Annotated in this window: 2 protein-coding genes; both read left to right on the forward strand. The window is 67.0% G+C overall.

Features of this window, described 5'->3' with window-relative positions; genetic code table 11:
- A partial coding sequence (locus AOK24_RS26385) for an LCP family protein (RefSeq protein WP_055722562.1) occupies positions 1-850 on the forward strand: 850 nt, incomplete at its 5' end.
- A 245-nt stretch (positions 851-1,095) separates the two neighbouring features.
- On the forward strand, positions 1,096-2,862 hold the full coding sequence (locus AOK24_RS26390; RefSeq protein ID WP_055722563.1) for an LCP family protein: 1,767 nt from the start codon (positions 1,096-1,098) through the stop codon (positions 2,860-2,862).
- Positions 2,863-2,898 lie beyond the last annotated feature (36 nt).

The following is a 2,898-nucleotide window of genomic DNA, read 5'->3' on the forward strand; positions in this document are numbered from 1 at the left end:
GTATGGGCGGGACAGTGGGAGTGAGCGGGCCGACAGCATGATCCTGTTGCATCTGGCGGCGGGGCGGAGGAGCGCTACGGCCGTGTCGCTGCCCCGGGATCTGATGGTGGAGGTGCCTGCCTGTGCGGCGGCGGACGGGACGCGGGTCCCGGGCTCGTTCGGGATGCTCAACCGCGCGTTTGAGGTGGGGGGTTCGGCGTGTGCGATCCGGACCGTCGAGGAGTTGACGGGGGTCCGGGTGGATCATCATGTGGTCGTCGATTTCCAGGGGTTCAAGAAGATGGTCGATGCCGTGGACGGCGTCGAGGTGTGTCTCGCGGAGCCCGTCGACGACCGGGCGGCGAAGCTGCGGCTGCCCGCCGGGAAGGTCACGCTGAACGGGGAGCAGGCGCTCGGGTTCGTGCGCGCGCGCAAATCTCTCGGCGACGGCAGCGACACGGACCGTATGGACCGCCAGCAGCGTTTTCTCGCGGCGCTGGTGGACAAGGTGTGGAGCAATGGTGTGCTGCTGAATCCGGTGAAGCTCTATCCCGTGCTGGACGCGGCGACTTCCTCGGTGACGGCCGATCCGGAACTCGCGGGGTTGCGGGGCATGTACGAACTCGTCCGGGGCCTGCGCGAGATCCCCACCGATCGAGTGCAATTCCTGACGGTACCGAGAGAGTCGTACGTCTATAACACCAATCGTGACCAGCTCGTGCAGCCCGCCGCCGGAGAACTCTTCCGGCGGCTCCGCGCCGATCTCCCCGTCTCCGTCGCCTCCGCCCCGCAGTCGTACGGCCACGGTGTGCGCATGCCCGCCACCCCTCTCTACCGGGGCGGCACAGCCGCCACACAGCGGTGTGAGTAAAGCAACCGCCAAGTACCCAAGATTTAACGAACTCCCGTTCCAGGAATTGCGCCGTATTGCCCGATGTAGGCACGTGCAATTTGTCACCGCCGTCGCTTGACACCCGGACGGGCGGATAGTGTGAGCCGATCCAGTGCACCCGGCCGCGAGCTCCTTCCCCGGGGCCGTGCACCGTAGACCGAGACCTGAGCGCCTTTACGGGGGAAAAGGGCGCCGCGTGGCCCCGACGGAGGATTCGGACAACCGTGGACGCGCAAGGCCGTGGGCGGGCGGACAACATCGATCCCGCAGACCAGTGGGTGCTCAATCCGAACACCGGCGAATACGAACTGCGACTGGCTCCTTCCGCAGCGCAGTCACCGACGCCGGTGCCGTCGTCCGTGCCCGGACCCCGGAGAGCCGCGTCGCGCGCGGCCACCGAGGCTCCCGCGCCGGATCGCGGCGCGCTGCCCGGCGGGCCCGGGCGTGACGTGCCCGGACCCCGGCGCCGCAGAGGCGGTGCCGCTCCCGAGGAGCCGCTGCCTGGGCGGCGGGGCCGTAAACCCGTCAAGAAGAAGTCCAAGGGGAAGAAGATCCTCATGTGGACCGGCGGGACCATGGCCTTCCTGATGGTCGGTACGGCCGCCGCCGCGTACCTCTACATCGAGCACCTCAACGACAACATCTCCTCCGCGTCCACCGACGGCGCCGGGACCGGCGGGTTCAGCAAGGACAAGGCCATCAACCTCCTGCTGATCGGCACCGACAAGCGGACCGGGTCGGGGAACGAGGGGTACGGAGACGCCGAGAGCGTCGGGCACGCCGATACGACGATCCTGCTGCACGTCTCCAAGGACCGGACCAACGCGACCGCGCTGTCCATCCCGCGCGACCTCATCGTCGACGTACCCGACTGCCCCACCGAGCAGGCCGACGGGACCACCAAGGTCATTCCCGGTGAGACCGGGGTCCGGTTCAACACGAGCCTCGGGCAGCAGGACCGTACGCCCAGCTGCACCATGCGGACCGTCACCGAGCTGACCGGGATCACGCCGGACAACTTCATGGTCGCCGACTTCAACGCGGTGAAGACCCTCACGTCCGCCGTCGGCGGGGTCGAGGTGTGCCTCGCCAAGGACATCGACGACAAGGACTCCCACCTCAAGCTGTCCAAGGGGACGCATCTCATCGAGGGGGAGCAGGCGCTCGCGTTCGTGCGGACGCGGCACTCCGTCGGGTTCGGGGGGGATCTCAGCCGGATCCAGATCCAGCAGCAGTTCCTCAGCGCGCTCATGCGGAAGCTCAAGTCCAATGACACGCTGACCGATCCGACGAAGATGATAAAGCTGGCCGAGGCGGGGACGAAGGCGCTCACCGTCGACAGCAAGCTGGACAGCATCGGGAAGCTCAAGGATCTTGGGCTGGAGCTGGGGAAGCTCAACGTCAAGAACCTGACGTTCGCGACGATTCCTGTCGTCGACAATCCTGCCGAGAAGGTCAAGGCGACCGTTGTGCTCAATCAGAGTGCCGCGCCGACCGTGTTTCAGATGATCCGGGACGACGTGTCGTTCACCGAGGTCGCGCAGAAGGCCAAGGAGTCCAAGTCTGCGGCTGCGGCGGAGGCTGCCGCTCGGCTCAAGGGGGCCCAGTCCGCCGCGTCCGAGGTGCGGGTTCAGGTCATGAACGGGGGGGCCGTTGCCGGGAGTGCTCAGGAGACGCTCAGCTGGCTCCAGAACGATGAGGGTGTGACCAAGTCCGAGAACGCCGGGAACGCGCCTGCGGAGTTGGCCAATACGACGCTGGAGTATGGGCCCGAGCAGGCCGATCAGGCTCGGAAGCTGGCTGCGATCATGGGGTTGCCGGGGACTGCTCTGAAGCCGGGGAAGAGTGTCACCAACTCCCAAGGGCTGCCGACGATGACCCTGACGCTGGGGAAGGACTTCAAGGGGGCGGGGGTTTCCATGACCGCTGCTGCGAAGGTGCCGGATGCGGCGAACAAGTCGACTGCGGACAAGGTGGAGTGTGCGAAGTAGGTAGCGCCGGGTTCTTCTCGCCCCCGCCGCCCCTAC

This window comes from Streptomyces niveiscabiei, assembly GCF_001419795.1.
GTDB classification, from domain to species: Bacteria; Actinomycetota; Actinomycetes; order Streptomycetales; family Streptomycetaceae; genus Streptomyces; species Streptomyces niveiscabiei.